Here is a 16,892-nt window from a genome sequence, read left to right on the forward strand (position 1 = left end):
TTTCCCATCCGGTCGGAATGTTCATTTTCTGGACGCCGAAAAGGCTCGCTCGGCGACATAGTCGAGCGAGAAAGCACCTGCGCCGCGTGTCAGCACCAGAAGCAGCAACGATGCCCACAGCAGATGCTCGGCCCAGTTTTCCGGATAGACGAAGAACTGGATGACGGAGACGACGCCGAGCAGCATCAGGGCGGCGAGGCGCGAGAACAGCCCGAAGAAAATCAACACAGAGCCTGTGATTTCGGCAGTCGTCGCCAACGGCGCCGCGATCGATGGATCGATGAATGGCAGGTTGTATTCGTTGGCGAACAGCTCCAGCGTCACTGGCCAGGACGCCAGCTTGCTCTGGGCCGACTGCCAGAAGACATGGGCCACGGCCACGCGCGCGGCGAGCTGAACCAGCGAAAAAGGAATGTGTTCGGGCAGCTTGATGATACGCCTGTAGAGGCCGACAAAGCCGGCCGGGTTGGACGAGGATTGCTCCGATATTGCGGTCATGACCGTCTCCGTCAGTTTGAGGGGGAATTCGAGGCGACCCGCACGTCGGTGACGAGCCTGTCGCGGAACAGACGCACAAGGGCCGAAACCAGGTCGAAGGCAGGGTCGAGCGCCAAGGCGCGGCCAGTGGCATGCTCGAGGCCGAAACCGTGCTTCAGCGAATGCCAGAAGGCGAAGCTCGCGCGGTCGAGCAGAAAAAGCCGCACGTAGTTCCCCGATCGCCACAACGCCACTCGTTCGGGGCGCCTTGCCCAGGTGATATTTTCGTCGACAGCCGTCTCCTGTTGATGCGCCATCCATACCGACAGGATCGACCAGTGCGAGACGATCAGGCGCAGCGAGGGCTGGAGCTGGATATCCGGCGACAGCCCAAGATCGGTGTTGTCATATTCTGGGAGGCTGCGAGGCGGCAGCGACGCCGTGTCGAGCGCCTCCGCTATGGCCCATTCGAGACGCGCCGTTTCGGCGACGATCGGCATGTCGGACAACGTGTCGATCGTTTTCAGGAAGCGTGGAAAGCCGGCGCCATAACGTGCCAGCCGCGACTCCACTGGCGGATGCCGCCGAATGAATTCGCTTGCCGCAAAGCGGAAGAAGCGTTCGTCAACGAGGCGGACGGTCACGGGAAACACCGCCATCAGCGCTGCGGTGAGGGAACTGCGCGTGTTGTTCTGGTAAATCCGCAGGCGCGCCAACGGATCTGCCTTGCCGGCGGTCAGGATATTTGCGGCGATCACCGGCTCCATGGCCAGCACCGACCGCGCCATGGTGGTCTGCAAATGTTCAAGCGGCAGCATGGTATTCCTCCTCGATTGAGACAATCGCCGCGGACATGCACGGCCTGGCACGTCTGGCAGCGGCAAACGCCGCAAGGACGGGCATGCCGGTCGTCGTTTCGCTTTGGACAGAAAGGTGGATCGGCGTCGCTCGCGTTTTGGTCGTTTGCTCGCGCCGCGCAGCTTGCTTGCGGTTGAACATGATCGAAGCGGTCAGCATGTCGGCCCACATCGCTTCGCCAAGCAGCACGTCGAGGATGGGAACGTCGGTGTCCCATTCGATCAAGGTTGGGCGCGGGCCAAGCCGGTCGATGGCATGCTGATAGAGCGTCCAGACGACGGGAGGCACGCGCGAGCCATGGTCATCGATGAGCACAGTGTCGGCGCCGACATGGTTGGTCGCGTGGCCCGCGAGATGGATTTCGCCGATAGCCCCCGCCGGCAACGCGTCGATGAAAGCCTTGGCGTCATATTGCAGGTTGTGCGCGGAAACATGGACGTTGTTGACGTCGAGCAGCAGGCCGCAGCCCGTCCGCGCCACCAACGCCGCCAGGAACTCAGCCTCGTTCATCGAGGAGTCCGCGAATGCCAGGTAGGCCGACAGGTTTTCGATCAGCACGCGCCGCTTCAGCGTGTCCTGCAGCGTCTCGACATTTCGCGCCACGATCGCCAGCGCTTCCTCGTCGTAGCGCAGCGGCAAGAGATCGTTGAGGTATGCGCCGTCCGCGACGCTCCAGGCGAGATGCTCGGAAACGAGATCGGGCTCGAAGCGCTCGCAGACCTTACGCAATCGCTCAAGGTGGTCGCGATCCAGGCCTTGCGCGCTGCCCAGCGACAGGCCGACGCCGTGCACGGACAGCGGGTAGATCTGGCGCAGCCTTTCCAGCGCTTCGACGCCAGCGCCGTCACCCATATAGTTCTCGGCGTGGACCTCGAGCCAGCCAGCAGAAGGGCGCCGCGTCAGCATCTCCGCGATGTGAGGCGAGCGAAGACCAATGCCCGCCGAAGCGGGGATTGCAAGAGGTGAAAACATGCTGGACATCGGTCTCCTCCATTTTGGTCTGGTTGGCTCGAGGTGGAAGTTGTTAGGCTTTCGGCTTGTCGCTGCCGCCCGCGATCTTCGCGCAGCTGCCGGCGGGCACGTAGAGCCAGGAATCCGGCTGGTTGTCGGCGGTCGCGGTGCCGGCGCAGGAATGCGTCGCGGTCTGGCAGTCGTTCTGGCCGGCCTTGACGACGCCGTAGCATTTCTCGAAGGCGAAGCCGGGCTTGGCGGCCGGGCCGCTGTATGCCGCCGTCGCGGCGAGCGTGGTGGCAGCCGCGAGGGCCGATCCGATGAGGGTCTTGGTGTTGATCACAGGCTTGTCTCCTGGTTGGCGTTTCGAGGGGAAGACCGGCCTTAGGCCCGTCTGCAGATCAGTCTCTCCGATCGTGGCGCCGAGCTGAAATGCTGTCTCGGCATGGAATTGATACGCGGCCACTATGTTCAGGAGCTTGGCGCGAAAAAGCCCTCCGGCGGGGCACCGGAGGGCTTTGGCACCTGCGTTCGGGAGTATGCGTTGCAGGCGCGGCTAGGCGGGAGGGAGACGCCTAGATGTATTGGGTTCGACAGCCGATGGCCGGGCGTTTGTCGGTGCTGAAAAGATCAGTCGCAAGCCAGCCTTCGGCACATTGTCGACCTCTGTCACGCATGTCGGTCAGTTCGCCCCAGTCGATCCAGGGTCTGACGAAGAGTGCAGCCCCTGCTCGGTATTGACTGTCGAAGATGGTGTGAACCGGCGCGCATTTGGTCGCGCAATGGGTGGAGGAAAAGCTGCGGTCCGGACACAGCGTCGTGAACAGCGAAGGCCTGCCTGCGATGATCAGGCGGTGGCTCGTTTTCGGTGATCGAGCAGACGGCAATTGCGAGATGTCGCCGTCCCCCCAATAGCTATGGCCGTCGATTTCCACAGGCGGGGAGAGGAACGGGACGGTGGCTGCCGCCACGATCGCGTTGATCGACAGCTGCTCACCGGAGAATATCTTCACGGCGTCGGTGCGGGCATTGACGGCCAGCACGCCCAGTTTCACCGGGCAGTCTTCGTTATTGATCTGCTTGAGGTCGATCGACTGTTCCAACATCGATCGCAGCAGGCTCGTTCTGTCGATAGCGAAGATGGAGGCATGGCTGACGCGCCGCCAGAAGTTGGCAAGTGCCGTGCGCGCGCCGCGCCTGCCGCCGACGCTTAAGCCATAAACAAAGACCGCCGCCTGCATTGCTGCAAAGCCCGATGCGGTAACGCCGCTGACGCTGCAGTTAGCCTCGTCCAGCAGCCGATCGAGCACACCCCAGACGAAGGCGCCATGCGCGTCGTTCGCCAGCATGATGTCGATCGTCCGGCTTTCGACACCGAGATGCCCCACTGGCGCGGCGGCTTCGACTGTTCTCACTTCGGACTGGGCAAGCATGGTTTGGTCTCCATCCCCAAGGTCGCCAGCAAGGCGACTGGAGAGAGACTGCCGCATCTTCTTGTTCAGCCGAAATGCCAAGGTGGCATGAAGTCGATAGGCAGATTGCATTGGCTGCCGGTCGTCGCGCGCCGCATTCTTCCTACCGATTAAGCCAGGCGATCCGCGTTGCCAGCGCCGATGCCGTCACCAGGGGCGATTCCGGCATGAAGACAATGAAGTCGAGCGCAGATTTCGAGACGGCATGGAAAGCCACGCCGAAGGCGATGCAGGTTTCGATGATGAAGGAATGCAACGACGCCGCCATGAGCAAGCCGCACGCGCAGTTCTGCGCCCAGCTTTTTGCCCTGGACCATCACAGCTGACGCTCCTTCGCGTCAACCACTCGACCAGACAATGGATGGCGGGCCTTGCCCCGCCATCGTCGTATGACGAAACGCTATCGACTTTATAGCCCCCGCGCATTGGCATGATGCGACCCATTGCGGCAGTCTTCGAGCATGCAAATGCATCTATGCAGCTGAGGGACGATACGCGTGGACATCCACCACATCCGCTACTTCCTGGCCGTTTGCGAGACCCGGAATTTCACGCGCGCCGGCGAGAAGTGCAACATTACCCAACCGGCGCTGTCGCGCGCGATCCAACAGCTCGAGGATGAGGTCGGCGGCCTTCTGTTTCGCCGCGAGCGGAACCTGACCCATCTCACGGATCTCGGTGCCTTGTTGCGCCCGCGGTTTCAGCAGATTCTCGACGAGGTGAGCGGCGTGCGCCAGGAAGCGTCGAAATTCCTCTGCCTGGAAAACGCAAATCTCAAGGTTGGGGTGATGTGCACAATCGGTCCGCGCCGATTTACCGGACTGTTGACGGATTTCAACAGGCGCCAGCAGGGCATCCAACTGCAGCTTGTCGAGGGCGTGCCGGCCTCCCTTTCGCAACTCTTGGAAGCCGGCGAGATCGATGTCGCCATCATGGCGTCGAGCAACAGTTTTCCGGAGCGCTTCGACGTCACGCCGCTTTATCGCGAACGGTTCGTCCTCGCGTTCCCCAACGGGCATCGGCTGGCCCGCAACGACAATGTTGCGATCTCGGAACTCGACGGCGAGAACTATCTCAGACGCCTGAATTGCGAGTATCGGGATTACCTCGCCGGCCTCTGCAATGAGCGTGGCGTGAAGCTCAGGATCTCCTACGCCAGCGAACGCGAAGACTGGATTCAAAACATGGTCTCCGGCGGGCTGGGAATCTGCTTCATCCCGGAATTCAGCGCCGTGATTCCGGGTTTGCAGATCAGGCCGGTCGTCGATCCTGAAGTTTGGCGCGAAGTCTCGCTCGTCGTGGTGGCCGGACGCCGCTTCTCGCCGGCGACATCGACCTTCGTCAACAGCGTCAAGGCGCACAGCTGGCCGGAAAGCGGCATCGACCTGTCGGCCAGAAAAACGGCCGCATAGCAATTCGAAATGAAGCCGAACGCCGCGATAAATGTCGTGGCGGATAGTCGCGCTGGCGCCGTCGTCCACCATAGTTTTCAGGTATCGAATTAAGAGCCAGTCAGCATTTCTCTTTTCCCGAGGCTGCCGTCACTCTCGTCCTATGCCCCGCTTCCGCGATTGGGCACCGACAAAGGAGAAATAGACATGGCTTCCAAGACTATTGCATTGCGGGTGCCGCTGAAGCTGGCGCTGACACTCGGACTTCTCACCGCGACCGCCGCGTTTTCGGTGGCCCCGGTTTTCGCCGGCGACTGCCCTGCCGGCCGGGCCGCCACGACCGACATCCAGGAACATCCCAGCAAGCCCGTCGGCGTGACGGATACGGTTCTTTCGGCGATCGACCTCAGCCCGAAGGGCGAAGCGTGGAAGGGCAACATGCTGCGTCTGCGCAAGCTTGTCGTTCAGCCGGGCGGCGTGGTGCCGTGGCATGAGCACACGGCTCGCCCCGCCAACATTATCGTCGTCGAAGGCTCCATCACCGAATACGCCAGCACCTGCAAGGTCGGCATCGAACATCCGGCCGGCGACGTGACCGCCGAGTTCGGCCAGCTCGCCCACTGGTGGAAGAACAACGGCAAGGTCCCGGCGGTGCTCTACTCAGCCGACGTTCTGCCGCCGGCGATGCACAACGATCACATGATGTGAGCCGCTCGTCGCGGCCAGCGGATCCCAGCAGCAAGCAACCAACAGCGCGTCCTCGGGTGATCGCCCGAGGACGCATGACCAGGAGCCTGTGATGACGACCAGTGAACATACCGAATTGATGGGGCTCCGCAGGGTGGCCGCGGACAGTTGGCGCTTCGGACTGATCGCCTTGATCGCGTTCCTGACGCTCGTCGACCTGTTCGCCACCCAGGCCATCCTGCCTTCGCTGGTGGTGAAATTCGGCGTCAGCCGCGCCACCATGGGCTTCGCCGTCAACGCCAGCACCTTCGGCATGGCGGTGGCCGGGATCGCCGTTGCTCTCTTTGGGCGCGGCATTGATCGCCGCAACGGTATCTGGATCAGCCTGGCCATCCTGGCGATCCCGACGACGCTGCTGTCGCAGACGGACAACATCGTCGTTTTCGCCTTGCTGCGCGTGGCTCAAGGGCTCTGCATGTCGACAGCCTTCACGCTGACGATGGCCTATCTGGCCGAGCATTTTTCGGCGCGGCAGACCACGAGCGCGCTTGCGGCCTATGTGACCGGCAATGTTGCCAGCAACTTTTTCGGCCGGCTGATGTCGGCGGCCGTCGCCGACATGTTCGGCATCTCCACCAACTTCCTGACCTTCGCGGGGCTTAATCTGCTCGGCGCCGCCCTCGTCTGGTTCACGCTGCAAAAGACCTCGGCAATGATGCGCAGTGACGCGGATGGCGAGCCTGCCCGCGCGGCCTGGAAAGCCCCGTTGCAGAACGTCGAGCTGCGTGCCTGTTTCGCGATCGGCTTCCTGATCCTCTTCGTCTTTATCGGCACCTTCACCTATGTGAACTTTCAGCTTGTTGCAGTGCCCCTGTCGCTGACCCCGATGGCCTTGGGCGCCGTCTATTTCGTCTTCCTGCCATCGATGCTGACCACCCCGCTTGCCGGCCGAGTCGCAGCGAGCCTTGGCCCCAGCGGAGGAATCGGAGCGACGCTCGCGCTTGCGATCGTCGGCTTGCTTCTGCTGCTTGTAACCAGTCTTCCGATCGTTCTCGGCGGGATGGCGCTCGTTGCCGTCGGCACCTTCCTGGCTCAGGCGATAGCCACGGGGCATGTCAGCCGCACCGCGTCGCGCGATCGCGCCGCTGCCAGCGGCATCTATCTCGCATCGTACTATGCGGGCGGGCTCGCCGGCAGCTTCCTCATCGGACGGATCTACGACCGTGTCGGCTGGACCGCATGTGTGGTCGTGCTGGCCGCGGTTCTCGCCGGCGCGATCGCAATCGCGCGCGTGCTGCGAACGCCTAAGAGCTGAGACTGAAATCGAAACTTAGTTATCCAACCAAGGAGACCGACATGACCAACCAACTCAAAACTCTGCTTGCAGGCGCCGCCATGCTGGTGGCGATCGCCCTACCGGCCGCCGCCTCGGACGGCGTCGTCACGGTGAAGAGCGACTATTCCGTCGCCGAGACCGTCGCCCGCATCAAGAAGGACGTGCTCAAGAAAGGCATCAAATTCTTCGGCGTCATCGACCAGGCCCAGCTTGGCAACAATGCCGGCAACGACGTCAGGCCGTCGCGGCTCGTCATGTTCGGCAATCCGGCGCTCGGCACGACCTTCATCACATCCAACCCCGAAGCCGGGCTCGACTGGCCTGTCCGCGTTCTGGTCTACCAGACCGCCGACGGTTCGGTTTACGCCGCCTACAGCGATTTCGACTGGATCGCCAAGCGGCACGGAATCACCGACCGCCCCGCGCAGTTCAAGATGGCGACCGAAGTCATTCAGTCGGTGACCTCAACCGTCAAAAAGAACTAATGGAGGACATGCAGCCACAGATGCGTTGCCCAGGGGCTGCAAAGCATGCTGCGCGGCGAACCTACTCGGCGGCGGACAACGCCTTCACCCGCTCGCCGAACCATTTCTTCTGCGTGGCCTCGCGCACCAATGCGCCGACCGCGGGCGAGTGCCTGCGGCCGCGCACTGTGACGAGATTGACCTCCCGCCAGAATTCGGGCTCGGTGATCGGCAAAGGCACCACGCCGGGATGCCTGACGGTATGCTCGGGCATGAATCCGAAACCAAGCCCGGCGGCGATCATCGCCAATGTCCAGTCGTCACGATCGCTCCAGTAGACCGGACTGACCGTGACGCCCTGTTCGGCAAGGATGGCATCGGCGTAGCCAGCGAACTCGCAATTGTTGCGGTGGATGTAGCTTTCGTTTGACATATCCTTCACCCGCACCGCGCGCCGATTGGCAAGGCGATGTGTCAGGTGAACGGCCATCACCATCTGCTCCTGGAAAAGCGGCAGGGAGTGCACCTCTTCGTCGGCAACATCTGAAGGCAACGCGTAGATAGCAGCCTCGAGTTCGCCCTCGAGCAGCCTTCTCCTGAGGCTCACCGCATCCGCATCGCAAAGATGCAACTCGACGCCCGGGTGGTGCGCGCGCACGGCCGCGATGAGCTCGATGATCTCGTCCGGAGCGATCGTGCTCATGATGCCGAACTTGAGCGGCATCTTCTTGAGGGTCACATATTGCTCGGCGATCTGCTTTGCCTGGCGAGAATTCTCGAAGACGCCTTCGAGATAGGTCTCGACCATGCGGCCGAGCTCGGTGAGGTGAGTGAACCGGCGCTCACGGTGGAACAGCGGCCCGCCGAATTCATCTTCCAGAAGCTTGATCGCGCGCGACAACGCCGGCTGCGTGACATTGCACTGCTCGGCCGCCCTGGTGAAATTCAGCTCCTTGGCGACGGCCAAGAAGTATCGGACCTGGCTGATCTCCACTGCACGCTCCCCTCACTGGACGCGCATACGGCACCGCCCGCGTTGCCACGCAATCTTACTAGCTGCCCTTACGTCAAACAACCCGACCGGGTCGATCGACACCCAGGGCATGAAGCCAACGATCTGACCGTCAGCTATCGAATCTATGTCTCAACGGCATTTCCGCAGCTTGCGGCGGTTCATCATACTTATCATCAGATCCAGAGCCGACCCGCGCCATGGCTCATAGCCGCGCAATCAAAGGACAAGACGATGCTCAAAGGTAAGACAGCACTCATCACCGGTTCGACCAGCGGCATCGGGCAAGGCATTGCCGAAGCTTTCGCGGCGAAAGGTTGCAACATCGTCCTGAACGGCTTTGGCGACGCCGCCGAGATCGAACGCCTGCGGGCCAGGCTCGCGGCCGATCATCAGGTCGCTGTCCGCTACGACAATGCCGACATGAGCAAGGGCGACGCGATCACCGTGATGATGGACAAGGCCATCGCCGAGTTTGGCGCCGTCGACATACTGGTCAACAATGCCGGCATTCAGCATGTCGCGCCGATCGACGATTTTCCGGTCGAGAAATGGGAAGCGGTCGTGGCGATCGATCTCATGTCCTCATTCTATACGATCCGGCGCGCGTTGCAGCCGATGAAGGCGCGCAAATGGGGTCGCGTCATCAATGTGGCCTCCGCGCACGCGCTCGTTGCATCTCCCTACAAGTCCGCCTATGTCGCTGCCAAGCACGGCGTCGCCGGTCTGACCAAGACCGTCGCACTGGAAGTTGCCGAACAAGGCATCACGGTCAACGCCGTTTGCCCCGGCTATGTGCTCACGCCGCTTGTCGAGAAGCAGATACCCGACACGGCCAAGGCCCGCGGGATCACCGAGCAGCAGGTGATCAAGGATGTTCTGTTGGCTGCGCAGCCCACCAAGCAGTTCGTCACGGTCGAGCAGGTTGCCGCGCTCTGCCTGTTCCTCGCGTCGGACGATGCGGCTTCGATCACCGGTGCCGTGATGCCGATCGAAGGCGGTTGGACCGCTCACTAGACCTGCACGAGGAGCGAAGGCCATGAACAAGATCACGCAAAACCTATCGGCCCCGCAAGCAGAACCGGCGGTCGCCCACCAGGACGAAGCCAAGCGTCAGACCGTCCTTGTCCTTCAAGGCGGCGGCGCGCTCGGCGCCTATCAGGCCGGCGTCTACCAGGCGCTGGTCGAAGGCGGCATCGAACCGGATTGGGTCATAGGCACGTCCATCGGCGCCATCAATGCCGCGCTGGTTGCCGGGAACAAGCCCGGCGATCGTCTGCCCAGGCTTCAGGAATTCTGGGACAGCGTCAGCCGCAGCAGTCCATTCGACGAGTTCTTCCGGATGATGGTTCCGAGCAACATTTTTGCCAATATGGGCACGGTGATGCGCGGCATCCCGGGATTCTTCGAACCGAACCCAAGCGCCATGTTTGGCGTGAACCGCGAGGTCGGTGTCGAGAATGCCTCCTATTACACCACCGATCCGCTCAAAAGGACGCTGAACGATCTGGTCGACTTCGACTACCTCAACGGCCGCCACACACGGCTGACGGTCGGCGCGGTCAACGTCAACACCAGCGAGCTCAAATACTTCGACACGCGCGAGATGATCCTGTCGGTGGCGCACATCATGGCGTCGGGCGCCTTGCCGCCGGCGTTTCCGGCGGTCTGCATCGATGGCGAGCCCTATTGGGACGGCGGTATCTATTCGAACACGCCGATCGAGGTGGTGCTTGATGCGCGACCCAGGCGAGACGCGCTGATCTTTGCCGTCAACATGTGGCAGCCCCGCGCCACCGAACCCAAATCGATCTGGCAGGTCATGGGCCGGCAGAAGGACCTTCAATACGCCAGCCGTGGCCGGAGCCACGTTGCACGGCAGGAGCAGTTGCATCGGCTTCGGCATGTCGTGCGCGAAATGGGAAAGCTCGTGCCCGAGGAGCTTCGCGAGGATCCGATGTTCAAGGAACTCGCCTCCTATGGCTGCCCGTCGGTCATGCACCTCGTCAGGCTGCTTTCGCCGCGACTGGACGGCGAGGACCATACCAAGGACATCGACTTCACCCGCTCGGGCATCCGCACGCGCTGGCAGGCAGGATACGAGCATGGCCAACGCGTTCTCACCGACAAGCCCTGGGAATGCGAGGTCGACATGCTGCAGGGCATCGTGATCCACGAATCCCAAGAGTGATGCGTCGCGCCGAGAAAGATACGGAGACCACGATGCAGATCATCACCCCCGGCATGCGGTTGATCCCGGAAGCCGTGCTTGCCAACGATGCTGCGCTGTTCCGCACGATCCCGGAGACTCCCTCGCACGCGGACAAGTCACTGCATCGCGTGGTCATTGTGGGCGGCGGCGCGGGCGGCCTCGAACTGGCGACGCGCCTCGGCCGCAGATTCGGCAACCGGCGGCTTTCCGTTACGCTTGTCGACCGCAGCCGCACCCATATCTGGAAGCCGCTTTTGCATGAGGTGGCATCCGGCGCCTTGAGCGCGTCGCACGACGCGGTTGAATACATCGCCCATGCCAGCCGCCACGGCTACCGCTACCGCATTGGCGAGGCCGTTGGCATCGATCGTGCCAAGCGCCAGGTCTTCGTCGCGCCAAGCTTCGACGATGATGGCCGCCAGGTCATCCCGCCACGTGTCCTGGGCTACGACACGCTGGTCATGGCCGTGGGCAGCGTCAGCAATGATTTCGGCACGCCGGGCGCCGCGCGCCACGCCATCTCGCTGGACACCGCGGAGCAGGCCGCCCGGTTCAACAAGCGGATGATCGACGCATGCCTGCGCGCCAACGCGCAATATGAGCCGCTTTCGCCTGGTCAGCTTCATTGCGTCATCGTCGGCGCCGGCGCCACCGGTGTCGAACTGGCAGCGGAGCTGCACAAGTCGATGCGGGAGATTGCATCGCATAACCTCGACAACATCGATTTCGAAAGGCTGATCCGCATCACCATCGTCGAAGCCGGGCCGCGGATCCTGCCCGCGCTGCCTGAGCAGATGGCGCGCGCAACGGCACGCTTGCTGATCAAGCTGGGCGTCCAGATACGATGCGGGATCAAAGTCACCGAAGTGACCGAAGACGGTATTCGGCTGGGCGACAAGCTTTTCGTGCCTGCCGAACTGGTCGTCTGGGCGGCCGGCATCAAGGCGCCGGAATTCCTGAAGGGCCTTGATGGTCTAGAAACCGACCGCATCAACCGCCTGATCGTCGACGAAACCTTGCGCGCGGTCGGGGACGACAATGTGTTCGCTATCGGCGACTGCGCGAACTGTCTGCTGCCGGGCGAAGAAAGCGCCTTGCCGCCACGAGCCCAGACGGCTCATCAGCAGGCAGACCACATGGCCAAGGTGATCGCGGCGCGTCTCGCAGGGCATGCCGCGCCAGCGTATCGCTACCGCGACTACGGCTCACTCGTTTCACTCGCCGACTACGGTGCGTTCGGCAGCCTGATCGGAGGGCTGAAGGTCGAAGGTCTCGTTGCAAGGCTCGTCTATCGCTCGCTGCACAAGATGCATCTCAAGGCGGTGCACGGCCTCGCGAAGACAACGCTTGCTTCGATCGGCGAGATGATCGTCAGGCGCGCCAGACCGCGGATCAAGCTTCACTGAGGTCGGCGGAGGCGGTGCGATGGCATGTGTCGATGCACGCAGGGCATCAAAACCATGCAGGAAAAACATGGCGATTGCCGAGGGGTTACGGTGGTAGGCTATGCGGGACACGTGAAAGTGCAGATATGGCCGCCGACGACCAGGCAATGACATTCGAGCAGTCCGTCCAGGCAGCCATCGAACTTGATGCGCCTCTAAACGAACGGCTGGCAGTGATCGCCTCGGCAGTTCGCCGTCTGAACGCGGAATTCGCGGACGCCGTAGAGCGACTGGTGGATCGCCTTGAGAAACAGGGAGCCGGAACCATGGCGCCGGCTCAGGGCGAGGTCATGCCTGGTTTCCTCCTGCCTGACGACGAGGGCAAGCTCGTCAGCCTGGCCCAGATCCTGGAAAAGGGGCCAGCCGTCATCACCTTTCAGCGCGGGCATTGGTGCCCCTATTGCCGCTTGAACGCCATCGGCATCGTCGAGGTGCAGCGCGAGATCGCGGAGCTGGGCGGACAGGTGGTCGTGATCATGCCGGAGCGGCGCAAATTTGCCAAAGCGATGAAGGCCGCAGTTGGCGCGCAGTTTCCCTTCCTGGTCGACATGGACAACGGCTATGCATTGTCGCTCAACCTTGCGATCTGGGTCGGCGCCGAGATGGAGCGGCTGATGGGCCTGGGGTTCGATCTCCCCAACTATCAGGGCAACAGCAGCTGGTTTCTGCCGATCCCGGCCACCTTCATCGTTGGAACCGACGGGATCATCACGGATCGCTTCGTCGATCCGGACTACCGCCGCCGCATGGACATTGACGACCTGATCGCGGCGCTCAGGCGGGCTCGCTGACGCCGAAGGACGACCAGTCGGCGGCCCTCAACAGGTTGAGCAGCGTTGTCGCGACAGGCGAGCGGTGCCTGCCGGCTACCGCATAGACGGAAACGATCCGAGAAACGTCCAGATCGCGCAGCTTGAGCCGGCGGGTGTTCGAGGATCGCGGTGCCGTCAGCGACACGAAGCCGACCCCGGCGTTGGCTTCGAGCAACGCCAGAAGGTCCTGATCGGTCTCGACTTCATGCGCGGTTCGAGGCGTAAGACCCCTGGCGGACAGGGAACGCGACAGCTCCTCGCTCGTCTCCCAATCGATCCGACTGAGCACGGGTTCGGCGGCAAGCTGAGCCAATGCGACGTCGGCCTCGTTGCGCCGGGCCAGTGGATGATCGGCATTTACAGCGAGTTCAATCTCTTCCCGAAACAGCGGCCATATGTCCAGGCGGTCCCAGGCCTGTCCCAGGGGGCCGGCAATTGCCAGCTCGACGTCGCCACTCTTCAACGCGTCGACGACAGCAGCGGGCGAGCCACGATTGATCTTGAGGTGGGCGCCGGGATAGGCCCGGAAAAGCTCCGTGAAGGGCGGAACCAGCAGCGCTATGTTGATGCTGTTGGAGATGGTGACGTTGAGGGGTGCCACGTCACTGCTTTGCACAGCTTTGGCCAGTGACTTGGCGGAAGTGGCCGCATCATAGCACTGTTGCAGCAACGGCAGCATGCGGCGCCCGAGTTCCGTGAGATGCGAGTGCTGACGCTCGCGCCTCAGGAGCTCCCCGCCCAGTTCGTCTTCAAGCGTCTTGATCGCGCGCGTAAGGGCCGGCTGAGTGACGTTGCATTCCTCGGCCGCTCTGGTGAAATTCAACGTGTTCGACAGGGCCAAAAAATAGCGGACCTGCTGCATCTCCATGAAATCTCGCCCCCTCAGCGAAATTCGATTTTTCAGGCACAGCTAATCTGGCCATGCTATCGCAACAGGAGGCCAAGGGCAAAGGCGCCCGCCGTTTCGAGCGAACAGGATCGTCCGTGGTCGAGCGGCATGGTCATTTTACTGGACGTCACAATGTTACAAAATTGCACTTAAGCAATTGATTCTATTGAAATTGCCTAGAGTTCAATCCTCTCTCGCAGCACCAGCGTTTCCCTGTAATTGCCGCATCGGGCAGCGCTTGACGATGGTCTGCCGCCAACCTATGGCAATGCCTCGCCTGCGAGGCCTCGAGACGGAATGGTTCACGCAGAGGACTGCAAATCCTTCAATCCCGGTTCAATTCCGGGCGAGGCCTCCAGTTCCCGCGCACCCGCAGCCCAGCTGCGCTTACGGTGCGACCGAGAAGCAGACCGCTCGCGCCGGCTCAGTTGGTGACGTGCGACAGCCGCAGGCCGGCTTCGTCGGGGGCTTCGGCCATGCCTTCCTCCGCGAAGCGGAACATGTCCTCGAAATCCAGCTCGCGCTCGAAAATGACGCCGCCGACGCTGATCGAAAGCACGTCCTTGTCGCCTTTCGGTGCGAAATAGATCTCGCCGACCGCGCCGCGAACGCGTTCGCCGACGTCCTTGGCGTCCTCTTCGCTCGCGCCCGGAAGGAAGACGCCGAACATCGAGGTTCCGAGCCGGCCGATCAGATCGTCCTTGCGCACCGCGGACCGGATGGCCGATGCGATCAGCCGCAAGGCCTCGTCGCCCCATTCCAGACCGAAGCGCAGGTTGATCGACGCTAGATGCTCCGGATGGATGACCAGAAAGGCGCCGGAGCGCGGACCAGCCGGTCTCGCCGCTCTCCTGTCGACCATCGATGTGAACACTTTGCCGTTCAGGCAGCCGGTGAGCTGGTCGTAGGTGCCGGATTTGGTGAGCTCCTGCCGGTAACGACGGATCTCGATCTGTTGCCAGCCGAGTACGGCAAACAGCGGCAGACCGATGGCGATCGGCACGATGATGGCCGTGACGGCCCCTCGGGCGAACGGCGTCAGGCTGTCGCTGAAAAGCATCAGGTAGTTCAGCGCGAGCGAAAGAGCGACGCAGCCGGCGGTGCCAAGCACGGCCAGCAAGATGAGATGCTTCCACGTTTGAGCCGGCGCGGTCGGTGTTTTCGCGGTCAAGGGCCAATCTCCTGTTCGTCGCATTGGCTTACAGGAGTCCGTTGCAATTTCGGTTTCAGGGAAGCGTACAATTTGATGCAAAATCGGCTTCTTCTCCATGGGAAGCGATGTATCCGGCCCACGCAGGTGGCCGCGGCCCGCGGCCTGCGCGCTTGATGACCTGCCCGGCAGGAGCAGTCCACGGTTTCTAGAATCGCTCGATCGCTCTGACCATTCTGCTTTCACGCAATTCCATGACGGAACCTGTAACGGGCTTTCCCGCGATTGCGCTATTGCGGCGGGCCGAAAATGCCCATCCTGGCTTCTCTCGCCACCGCTTCCGCCTTGCCGTAGATGCCGGCGGGAGCGGCCATCGCCCAGCCGTTGGAGACCAGCCAGGCGCCGACATCCTGCTTGCCGAGCGCGCAAGGCGCGGCGATGGCGAAGCGGTCGGCATCCGACGGCAGCAGGCATTTCAGCGCCCGGCCGCGCAGCCAGGCGTTGAAGGCGGCCCGCGCCCGCTGGCCGCACGGCCAGGCGGTGTTGTCGAACGTGCAGGTCCTGCCGGGGTCTATGTCGGTCGTCCCGCTGATGGCGACCGTGCGTCCCATGGCCTCGAAGACCGCCGAGGATGTCGCGACCGGGCGAAAGAGCAGCGTCTCCCGCGGCATCGGTGTTTTCGGTCGCGGCGCGAGCCCGAGCTCGCCGAGCGGAGGGCGCGGCTCGATGCGCTCGATCCCGGATGGGTCGAGCGGCGGCGGCGCAATGAGATCCTCGGCGATCTTGCGTGCCGGCTCGCCCGGCCGCGTGTCTCGCACCGGGGCCCAAAAGGCCGGCTCGCCGGCATCTTGGGCCGGCGTGAACGAAGGCGGGTCGGGCGGCAGCCAGCGCCTGCCCTCGGCGATCAGCAGCATGCCGGCGAGCAGCCCGAGACCACCGAGCATCGGCGCCAGCAGCGGGCGGCTGGGCGGCCGCGCCCGGCTCACGCGAAGGCACCCGCGGGATCGTGCCGACAGCCGGTGATGCTGCTCGAGCCCAGCCCGTTAGCTCCTGTCGACACGGCGCCATCCCGACCGTTGAACCCGTCCACACATTAGACATGAGCGACATTCCTTGAAAAGCAAGGCGTTGCGTTAAGTCTCGCGCAACCAATGCAACCTAGAATCGGCCATTGGATGTCGAGGGGATGACACGATGCGCAAGCCGGTACTGCTCTTTGCCTTTCCCGCCCTGATGGTGCTAATGCTGGCGGCGGAGCGGGCGGCAGCGCTGCTTCTCGGCTTTTATCCGGCCAGCCCCGCTGTGTGGCGCGTTTGGCTGGAGTTGCGTCCTTACTCGACCATGTTCTGGCAGCAGGCGCACCTCTATCTCGGCGGGTCGATGGCCGTCGACGCGGCTATCCTTGTTTTCGCGGCGGGCGCCTGCTGGATGATTTGCCAGGCAAAAAGGTCGGCCGGTTTCTTTCTGGCCAACCACGCCGCCCTGATCTTTGCCGGCAAGATGATGGCGTTGAGCAGCAATGCGGAAACGGCGAGCACCATTGCCGCGTTCGCCATACCGAACGGCTTGCGCTTTTCGCTTATGCTCGACTTCAGCTTTAAGAACAGCCTGGTGCTATGCCTGGGCCTGGCGGCCTGCGCTTACACTCACGTCGCTTTCCTGCGCGAAGCCAGGGTGCGCGCCGAGGCCCGCGCGGTCCGCATGCTTGCGCTGCAGCGCGATCTGTAACCGGCCGG

At 62.7% G+C, this 16,892-nt stretch carries 19 protein-coding genes and 1 tRNA gene; 11 read left to right on the forward strand and 9 right to left on the reverse strand.

Annotated elements, in window-relative coordinates:
- Nucleotides 1-21: 21 nt before the first annotated feature.
- From CK230_RS24555 to CK230_RS24575, 5 genes are all read right to left on the reverse strand, one after another.
- On the reverse strand, nucleotides 22-498 hold the full coding sequence (locus CK230_RS24555; RefSeq protein WP_095819713.1) for a DoxX family protein: 477 nt from the start codon (nucleotides 496-498) through the stop codon (nucleotides 22-24).
- An 11-nt stretch (nucleotides 499-509) separates the two neighbouring features.
- Nucleotides 510-1,295 (reverse strand): DNA-binding domain-containing protein, encoded by a 786-nt coding sequence (locus CK230_RS24560; RefSeq protein WP_095819714.1) that lies wholly within the window; start codon nucleotides 1,293-1,295, stop codon nucleotides 510-512.
- Complete coding sequence (locus CK230_RS24565; protein ID WP_095819715.1) at nucleotides 1,282-2,316, reverse strand: DUF692 domain-containing protein; 1,035 nt, start codon at nucleotides 2,314-2,316, stop codon at nucleotides 1,282-1,284. Before CK230_RS24565 ends, CK230_RS24560 begins: the two co-directional genes overlap by 14 nt.
- Before the next feature lie 43 nt (nucleotides 2,317-2,359).
- Complete coding sequence (locus CK230_RS24570) at nucleotides 2,360-2,629, reverse strand: DUF2282 domain-containing protein (protein ID WP_095819763.1); 270 nt, start codon at nucleotides 2,627-2,629, stop codon at nucleotides 2,360-2,362.
- Nucleotides 2,630-2,861: 232 nt separating this feature from the next.
- Nucleotides 2,862-3,719 carry a hypothetical protein gene (locus tag CK230_RS24575; RefSeq protein WP_095819716.1) on the reverse strand — a complete coding sequence of 286 codons (858 nt, stop codon included), beginning with the start codon at nucleotides 3,717-3,719 and terminating at the stop codon, nucleotides 2,862-2,864.
- Between the two features lie 110 nt (nucleotides 3,720-3,829).
- On the opposite strand from CK230_RS24575, the gene CK230_RS24580 reads away from it, so the two are divergent.
- The 5 genes from CK230_RS24580 (at nucleotide 3,830) to CK230_RS24600 (ending at nucleotide 7,657) form a co-directional block, all read left to right on the forward strand.
- Complete coding sequence (locus CK230_RS24580; RefSeq protein ID WP_141246083.1) at nucleotides 3,830-4,084, forward strand: hypothetical protein; 255 nt, start codon at nucleotides 3,830-3,832, stop codon at nucleotides 4,082-4,084.
- 171 nt (nucleotides 4,085-4,255) lie between these two features.
- Nucleotides 4,256-5,170, forward strand: a complete 915-nt coding sequence (locus tag CK230_RS24585; protein WP_095819717.1) for a LysR family transcriptional regulator — start codon at nucleotides 4,256-4,258, stop codon at nucleotides 5,168-5,170.
- A 186-nt stretch (nucleotides 5,171-5,356) separates the two neighbouring features.
- Complete coding sequence (locus CK230_RS24590; protein WP_095819718.1) at nucleotides 5,357-5,857, forward strand: cupin; 501 nt, start codon at nucleotides 5,357-5,359, stop codon at nucleotides 5,855-5,857.
- Between the two features lie 91 nt (nucleotides 5,858-5,948).
- Nucleotides 5,949-7,151 carry an MFS transporter gene (locus tag CK230_RS24595; protein WP_095819719.1) on the forward strand — a complete coding sequence of 401 codons (1,203 nt, stop codon included), beginning with the start codon at nucleotides 5,949-5,951 and terminating at the stop codon, nucleotides 7,149-7,151.
- 41 nt (nucleotides 7,152-7,192) lie between these two features.
- Nucleotides 7,193-7,657: a DUF302 domain-containing protein gene (locus CK230_RS24600; protein ID WP_095819720.1), complete on the forward strand. Its 465-nt coding sequence runs from the start codon at nucleotides 7,193-7,195 to the stop codon at nucleotides 7,655-7,657.
- Nucleotides 7,658-7,718: 61 nt separating this feature from the next.
- Here CK230_RS24600 and CK230_RS24605 read toward each other — a convergent pair whose 3' ends face one another.
- Nucleotides 7,719-8,630, reverse strand: coding sequence for a LysR family transcriptional regulator (locus tag CK230_RS24605; RefSeq protein ID WP_095819721.1), 912 nt, complete (start codon nucleotides 8,628-8,630; stop codon nucleotides 7,719-7,721).
- Nucleotides 8,631-8,882: 252 nt separating this feature from the next.
- Here CK230_RS24605 and CK230_RS24610 point away from each other — a divergent pair, with 252 nt between their 5' ends.
- From CK230_RS24610 to CK230_RS24625, 4 genes are all read left to right on the forward strand, one after another.
- The gene (locus CK230_RS24610; protein ID WP_095819722.1) at nucleotides 8,883-9,665 is read left to right on the forward strand and encodes a 3-hydroxybutyrate dehydrogenase; all 783 of its coding nucleotides are present in this window, start codon (nucleotides 8,883-8,885) and stop codon (nucleotides 9,663-9,665) included.
- Between the two features lie 22 nt (nucleotides 9,666-9,687).
- A complete protein-coding gene (locus CK230_RS24615) occupies nucleotides 9,688-10,839 on the forward strand; it encodes a patatin-like phospholipase family protein (protein ID WP_095819723.1) in 1,152 nt (383 codons plus the stop codon).
- 32 nt (nucleotides 10,840-10,871) lie between these two features.
- Nucleotides 10,872-12,266: an NAD(P)/FAD-dependent oxidoreductase gene (locus CK230_RS24620; RefSeq protein ID WP_245430048.1), complete on the forward strand. Its 1,395-nt coding sequence runs from the start codon at nucleotides 10,872-10,874 to the stop codon at nucleotides 12,264-12,266.
- A 125-nt stretch (nucleotides 12,267-12,391) separates the two neighbouring features.
- Nucleotides 12,392-13,096, forward strand: coding sequence for a peroxiredoxin-like family protein (locus CK230_RS24625; protein WP_095819724.1), 705 nt, complete (start codon nucleotides 12,392-12,394; stop codon nucleotides 13,094-13,096).
- Here the strand turns inward: CK230_RS24625 and CK230_RS24630 are convergent.
- Complete coding sequence (locus CK230_RS24630; protein ID WP_095819725.1) at nucleotides 13,080-13,985, reverse strand: LysR family transcriptional regulator; 906 nt, start codon at nucleotides 13,983-13,985, stop codon at nucleotides 13,080-13,082. The two genes, CK230_RS24625 and CK230_RS24630, sit on opposite strands and share 17 nt — an antisense overlap.
- Nucleotides 13,986-14,289: 304 nt before the next feature.
- On the opposite strand from CK230_RS24630, the gene CK230_RS24635 reads away from it, so the two are divergent.
- A tRNA-Cys gene (locus tag CK230_RS24635) sits at nucleotides 14,290-14,364 on the forward strand.
- 66 nt (nucleotides 14,365-14,430) lie between these two features.
- Here CK230_RS24635 and CK230_RS24640 read toward each other — a convergent pair.
- Nucleotides 14,431-15,177 (reverse strand): GGDEF domain-containing protein, encoded by a 747-nt coding sequence (locus CK230_RS24640; RefSeq protein ID WP_245430049.1) that lies wholly within the window; start codon nucleotides 15,175-15,177, stop codon nucleotides 14,431-14,433.
- Between the two features lie 269 nt (nucleotides 15,178-15,446).
- On the reverse strand, nucleotides 15,447-16,142 hold the full coding sequence (locus CK230_RS24645; protein WP_245430050.1) for a thermonuclease family protein: 696 nt from the start codon (nucleotides 16,140-16,142) through the stop codon (nucleotides 15,447-15,449).
- Between the two features lie 256 nt (nucleotides 16,143-16,398).
- Between CK230_RS24645 and CK230_RS24650 the strand changes: the two genes are divergently transcribed.
- Complete coding sequence (locus CK230_RS24650) at nucleotides 16,399-16,884, forward strand: hypothetical protein (protein WP_245430051.1); 486 nt, start codon at nucleotides 16,399-16,401, stop codon at nucleotides 16,882-16,884.
- Nucleotides 16,885-16,892: the final 8 nt, after the last annotated feature.

Origin of the sequence: Mesorhizobium sp. WSM3859, assembly GCF_002295065.1 — a bacterium.
Classification (GTDB): domain Bacteria; phylum Pseudomonadota; class Alphaproteobacteria; order Rhizobiales; family Rhizobiaceae; genus Mesorhizobium.